Origin of the sequence: Streptomyces sp. NPDC051286, assembly GCF_044455345.1 — a bacterium.
GTDB lineage: Bacteria > Actinomycetota > Actinomycetes > Streptomycetales > Streptomycetaceae > Streptomyces.
On sequence record NZ_JBITER010000039.1, the window covers coordinates 51262 to 57704 of the forward strand.

A 6443-nucleotide genomic window follows, 5' to 3' on the forward strand; every position below is an offset into this window, starting at 1 on the left:
AGCCTTGTGTCCGGTACCGGGAGATGCTTGACATTTCGGTCCCAGCTGATGGTTGTCAGTGGCCCCGCTCACCTGACCGAAGAGGCACCGGATCCCGGGCAACCGAATCCGCCGAAACTGTGGTCTGGAGGGCGAGGGAGGGTGCTCGATGCAGGCCGAACAAGAGGCCGAGTTCCAAGAATTCGTCAGAGCGAGGTGGTCCCATCTCGTACGGACCGCGTATCTGCTCACGGGCGACGTGCACTACGCCGAAGACCTGACTCAGACGGCGCTGGCCAAGGCGTACCGCTCATGGCGGCGCGTCTCGCGCAGCGACAGACCGGATGCGTACGTCCGGCGGATACTGGTCAGCTGCAACAGCGACCGGTTCCGCAAGCGGCGGGTTACGGAGGCTCTCACCGCGGCGCCGCCGGAGGTGGCCGGGCACGACGAGGCCGTCTCGTGGGCCGACGAGCGCAGCGCCCTGCTCGCGGCGCTGGCCGGACTACCGCCAAAGCAGCGGGCGGTGATCGTCATGCGCTACTGGGAGGACCTGTCCGAGGCCGAGGTCGCCGAGATGCTCGGCTGCTCGCCCGGCACGGTCAAGAGTCAGGCGTCCAAGGCGCTGGCGAAGTTGCGTACGTATCCGGGGCTCGCGCAGGTCGTGGACGAACCTGTCCGCAGCCGAGTGTCGTCCGGGCAGGAAGGCAGCAGGTGAACGAGGAACAGAAGCAGCAGGGGACTGGAACCAGCGGGGACTTCGAGGAGCAGCTGCGCGAGCTGCTCGCCGAGGACGCGAACACAATCCGGCCCGCGCCGGTGCCGTATCCGGTGATCCGCCGCCGGGGCACGATCGAGCGGCGACGCCGGGTGGCGGCGACCGGGGCGGCCCTGGTGACGCTGGCGGCGATGCCCGTGGGGGCGTACGCGCTGGCCGACGGGGATGCAGGTGGGAACACGGTGGCATCGACACCGTCGGTCAGCGCCACACCGCGGACATCAGCGAAGCCGACACCGACGCCGTCCGCGTCGCCGGCGAGGCCCGCGCGGCCGGCCACGAAGGACCAGCTCCTTGACGGGATCACCTTCGGGCAGGCCGTCAACGGGCTGAAGAAGTGCCTCGCATACGACCAGTCGCACACACGCGGCTCGTCCGGCTTCCGCACGGACTTGGGCGCGGCCCAGGAGTACCGGATCATCCTGGCGATGAACAGCATCGGCGACTCCAACGCGCCCGGCGATGGCATGTACGTCGTCGCGGTGAAGGAGCAACCGAAGCAGACCCGACTGATCTGCAACGTGAAGGACGGCAAGGCAACCGGCATCAACGCCAGCGTAGGCTCCGACGATGTGCCGGGAGCCGGCCCCGTGATGGCCGACATCAACGGCGGCAAGCTCTACCAGCAGTCGGTCCTCGACCGCGGCAACTGGAAGCTGCCGTTCCGGTGGGGTGTCATCGGCACCGTCGAGCCGTCAGTGGCCCGGGTGACCGTCTCCTACGGCGGCGCCACCAGCCAGGCCGCCCTGGACCACGGCTGGTTCGTCGCCGCTGGTGTCCTGAACCAGCAGGTCACCATGGCCCCGCGCATCAAGGGTTATGACGCCGACAGCAAGCTGGTCTACGACTCCGACGAGGACAAGAACCACGAGAAGCGGCTGCCCTAGCGCCACCCGGTCAGGGCGCCACACAGGGGGCGGCGCCCCCGGAATTCGGTCAGCGTGCGGCACGAGGGCCTTTCTGGTCGCCGGTGCAGATGTGGCAATCCACACCGGGCCAGAAGGCCCTCGCCCACCTTGAGATCCCTGAGCCAAGAGCCCCGCCACCAACCTCTGTGGACAGAACAGGCCCTAGTGCTCAGTCCCGCTCGTTGACACCTCGTGCCGGACTGTTCGCTCACGCGCCCGGGTGCTCTTTGCCTACGGTGGAGCGGGCACCGGCGCACGCGAGCCCAGCAAGATCTACAAGGAGCGGGCTGGCTGCGCTGGCGCAGCTGTTGGACTACCGGCACCGCGGCCAAGCAGAGCAGCGCGGTTCCTCCAACCGATTGAAGAAGGTATGGGGATCAGGCTGCTCGCTCGCGCGCATGGCGCCTGTCGGGGCCTTGTCGCTGGACGCACCACCTCCCGGCGGGCGCGGCGCGTACCAGCCTGTCGGGCAAGGCGCTGCCTCATCTATGCCAGATGATCATGGACGCGTCACGCTGACACGAGGGGGCATTCGTTACCGGAACCGAAGGGTCACCAGGGAGGCGTCGTCCTCCTGAACGAACACTGTCACTGCGTCGTGCTCGGTACGGCGGGCGGCGGCAAGACGACGACGGCGGCCCACTGGGCTCACCACCTGGCCACGGCTCCAAGAATCGGAGGACGCATCCTGCTCGGCACCTGCAACAAGGCGCTCGTTACCTACCTTGGGCATGGGCGCGGCGCCGCCGAACCTGCAGATCGAGACGTACCACACCCTCGCACCACGCATTCGGCGGCCGTGGGGCCTCCAGTGGCGGACCATGCTGTGGCGCCGAAGGCTGATTTTCCCCCGTGGGTGTCCGGAGTGAGTAGGCTCCTTCGAGCTAGCTGTCACTAACATTAATGTTACTAACTGTAATGTTAGTAACCATAGGATGTTGGGTAACACTCGGGAAGGCGGCGACATGGCAGATTTCGTGGGCAGGCGGCACGAGCTCGAGACGCTGGATCGCGAGCTGGGCAAGGTGACGGCCGGGGTCGGCGGGGAGAGGCCCGGGCGGTGCGTGATGCTTCGGGGGCGCCGCCGGGTGGGTAAGTCGCGGTTGGTGGAGCGGTTCGCCGAGAGGTCTGGTGCGCCGTTCCTCTTCTATGCCGCCACAGGGGCGTCGCCGGGGGCGGACCTGGAGCGGCTCAGCCAGGATGCGCAGTCATCCAGCCTTCCGCTGGCGAATCTGCTGTCCGCGGCCCGCCCGGCGAGTTGGGACGCCGCCTTCGATGTACTGGCGGCGGCACTGCCGCACGACCGGGCGAGTGTGGTGGTCATGGACGAGGTGCCCTATTTGATGGATGCGGAGGGCGCCTTCGAGGGCATGCTTCAGCGGGCCTGGGACCGAGTGCTGGAGAAGAAGCCGGTTCTGTTGGTTCTCATCGGCTCCGACCTGTCGATGATGGAAGCGCTGAACAGCTATGGACGCCCGTTCCACCAGCGCGGACGGGAGATGGTGCTGGGTCCGCTCAACCCGGCGGAGGTGGGCGAGATGCTCGGCCTCGATCCCGCCTCGGCCTTCGATGCGGCCTTGATCACTGGTGGACTGCCTCTGATCTGTGCAGAGTGGACGCACGGCGCCGGGATGTGGGAGTTCCTGCAGACGGCACTCAGTGATCCGGTCTCGGCCTTGCTGGTGTCGGCGGAGCGCTCGCTCGCTGCAGAGTTCCCCCAGCAGGTCCAAGCCCGCACCGTCCTCTCGGCGATCGGCAGCGGTGAGCGGACGTTCTCCAATATTGCCCGCGCCGCCGGCGGCATTGGGGCGACCCCGCTACAGCGGTCGCTGGGGATCCTTGCGGACAAGCGGGTGATCGCGGCGGAGCTTCCCGTGTCCACGCGGCCTTCGAAGGATCGTCGCTACCGGGTCGCGGATCCCTACCTCCGTTTCTGGCTGAAGCTCCTGGGGCCGGCGATGGAGGAGATCGAGCGGGGCCGGGGTGACCTGACGCTGCAGCGCATCCGTGACAACTGGACCAGCTGGCGTGGCAGGGCCGTTGAACCTCTGGTGCGTGAGGCGCTGGCACGGCTGCTGCCCGACGCGAACCTCCCTGCCGCCCCCGCCATCGGCGGTTACTGGACCCGTACCAACGATGTGGAGATCGACATCGTGGGAGCGGACCGCGCGCCGATCGCCAAGGAGCTGTTGTTCGTCGGCTCGGTGAAGTGGCTGGAGAAATCCCCGTTCGACCGGCATGATCTTGCGGCGCTGCACCAACACCGCGCCGCGCTCACGCCTGCTCCCGTGCCTGTGATCGCTGTCTCGCGCAGCGGGACCGACTGTGCGGGGCTCGACGCTGCGTACGGCCCGGCGGAACTCCTCTCGGGGTGGTCCTCCTGAGCAGCCGGGATACGTGTTGGGCCGGAGGCGTACGGCCTGCTGGCCGAACTTGGGCCGGCCGAGCCTCTGGCCCCGATACTCGATCCTGCCGCTCAACTCCACGAACCCGCCCATAGCCGGTCCGCCGGCGCATGCGGTCGCGCCCGTCCTCAACTCGCTTCTTGTCTTCGACCGATGCCGCATGAGCGATGTTGTCTGCCAGTTCTGAGGAGGAGCGGACCTGCACGTGCGAGGGGGTACTTAGTTCGTCCAGTACTTCGGCAGTGTGCTTGGGTGCGTCCTCGTCCACTGGGTTCCCTTCGCGAGACATCATGTGACTGAACCGGAGCGGACTGTAGGTCCCGCTCACGGAGCGCACGCAAGTGCGCAGGGGCGCGCGCAAACGCGAGTGCGGCCAGGTCGAGTTGTGACGTCTCTACTGAGATTCGTCGCGCGATGTCGCTCGCCACAACTCCTGAGCTGCGGCGATGCCTGAGTCACAGGCGGCTTCACTCGAAGATCACCTCTCATCGGGCTTCCGCCGGTGGAGGTGGCTAAGACGCGGTACAGGCTGCGACCACGGCTCAACGGGCTGCGACATGGCAGTAGTTGGTTCCCTATACCGTTACCTCGTTAACTGTCGTTCGAGGAGGACACCTGTGTCGGATGAGTCAGAAGAGACCATGCTCACCCACATCCCGCCCGACGGGGTCGCCCCGGGAAACGGCTACAGCCATGTGGTTGTGGGCGAAGGGCGACTGGTTGTCATCTCCGGGCAGGTCGCACTGGACGAAAAGGGAAATGTGGTCGGGGAGAACGACGCCGCCGCCCAGGCCCGTCAGGTCTTCGAGAACCTGCGGCGCTGTCTGGCGGCAGGCGGCGCTACGTTCGCGGAGGTCGCGAAATTCACCTTCTACGTAACCGACGTCGCCATACTGCCGGAGGTGCGGGCCGCCCGCGACGCGTACATCGACACCGCGCGTGCGCCGGCCAGTACCGCAGTACAGGTGGCCGCCCTGTACCGGCCGGAGCTCATGCTGGAGGTGGAAGCCCTGGCCGTGATCCCCTGGTGACTCAGTAACCCTCTGACCGGGTGGTTGAACGGATACATCTTCGCGACGAGAAACGGCCGGCCGGTAGAGCCGCGCAACGTCTACCGGTCCTTCACGCGGGTCGCCGCTGACGCCCGTCTGCGGGTGGTCCGGCTGCACGACGCCCGGCACGGCTGCGCCACGCTACTGACCGCCGCAGGCGTCGCACCGAGGGTCATCATGGAAATCCTCGGCCACAGCCAAATCAGCATCACGATGGACGTGTACACGCACGTCGTGCACGACACCCAGCGGGAAAACGATTGGCCACATGGATCGGCTGCTCAAGCGCCTTCTACCGGCGGCCTGAGGGGCGACTGCCGTCAAATTGCGCCGTCAAAAGGCCCCGGACCATGATCGGTCCGGGGCCTTTTGCCCGGTGCCCCCGGCAGGATTCGAACCTGCGACACCCGCTTTAGGAGTTCGAGCCAGGGGGCCCGATAGTGCCGGAAGACCAGAGGCGTGAGGCTGTCTAGAAGTGGTGGCGGTTACTGCTGTCCGCCGTCGTTGATGTCACGTGTAGATGTCATGATCGGGGGTTCGACGCCTTCTGAGATCTGTCGGGCGACCTCGTCGATGAGCTGTGGCATCATCCGTCCAGCGTCTTCGCTCTCCAGGGCCTCCAGGAGTGCCGGGCGGACCTGCCCGTACGGCTGCCGGGCATGGGCGGTCCAGGTTCGACTGACGGCCCGCCCCACCCGAGCCAGGTGTGCCCTGATGTGCGGCACTACCTCGTCGTACTCGCTCGGGTCCGTGGCCATGGAGACAGTCGATCAAGGCTGACTGATGAGGTCAAGGCCACGGTGCGCTCTGAGCTTGGGAGTCACCGGCCCGAATCGGTTAGCTGTGGCCGCGACCTGCGGAAACAGTCGTGCTCCCGGCCACGCGTAGCGCGAATGACTGACCGCTGTTGACCGGTGTGCCTCGGTCGTTCTGGCATGCATCTGGCACGGCCCGCCGGGATTCAGTCCCTGGTGCCCGTCTCGCTCGACGGCACTTCACGGTGGCATCAACGCCTCCTATGCGCCGTCTTGCTCTTTGACCTCAACGATTTCCTGAACTCCCGTACAATCTTTGGCGCCCACTGCAGGTCGCTCTGTTGCAGGAACTACGGAATCGCCGGCGGCTCCCCCGCCGACATCACGGTCAATGACAGCCCCCCACGCCATCCTCACTCCCACCCGTCCGCGAAGCCTGTCCCCCTGTGCAGTCGTCTTCGCGGGTCCTCAAGTCAGAAGGCACATGAAAACCAGACGCCCCCTGCGCATTACCCTGGCAACCGCGACGGCGTTGGCCCTCACCGGCGGCTTCCTCACCCTGGCGG

The 6443-nt window shown here is 66.7% G+C and carries 5 protein-coding genes and 1 pseudogene; 5 read left to right on the top strand and 1 reads right to left on the bottom strand.

Translation table 11 applies throughout. The annotated features are described in order from the left end of the window. The first annotated feature begins 148 nt into the window (after positions 1–148). The 5 genes and pseudogenes from ACIBB8_RS29220 to ACIBB8_RS29240 all read left to right on the top strand — a co-directional run. Positions 149–697 (top strand): SigE family RNA polymerase sigma factor, encoded by a 549-nt coding sequence (locus tag ACIBB8_RS29220; protein ID WP_398957122.1) that lies wholly within the window; start codon positions 149–151, stop codon positions 695–697. After that, positions 694–1644 (top strand): hypothetical protein, encoded by a 951-nt coding sequence (locus tag ACIBB8_RS29225; RefSeq protein ID WP_398957124.1) that lies wholly within the window; start codon positions 694–696, stop codon positions 1642–1644. The genes ACIBB8_RS29220 and ACIBB8_RS29225 overlap by 4 nt, the downstream gene beginning before the upstream one ends. Before the next feature lie 986 nt (positions 1645–2630). Further along, positions 2631–4049 carry an ATP-binding protein gene (locus tag ACIBB8_RS29230; RefSeq protein WP_366689143.1) on the top strand — a complete coding sequence of 473 codons (1419 nt, stop codon included), beginning with the start codon at positions 2631–2633 and terminating at the stop codon, positions 4047–4049. Positions 4050–4711: 662 nt separating this feature from the next. Further along, entirely contained in the window at positions 4712–5101 is a 390-nt protein-coding gene (locus ACIBB8_RS29235; protein ID WP_366689170.1) for a RidA family protein, read from the top strand. A 27-nt stretch (positions 5102–5128) separates the two neighbouring features. Beyond that, positions 5129–5429: pseudogene (locus ACIBB8_RS29240) on the top strand (tyrosine-type recombinase/integrase); the annotation flags it as partial. Between the two features lie 178 nt (positions 5430–5607). On the opposite strand, the gene ACIBB8_RS29245 reads toward ACIBB8_RS29240, so the two are convergent. Next, complete coding sequence (locus tag ACIBB8_RS29245) at positions 5608–5880, bottom strand: hypothetical protein (RefSeq protein ID WP_366689144.1); 273 nt, start codon at positions 5878–5880, stop codon at positions 5608–5610. Between the last annotated feature and the right edge of the window lie 563 nt (positions 5881–6443).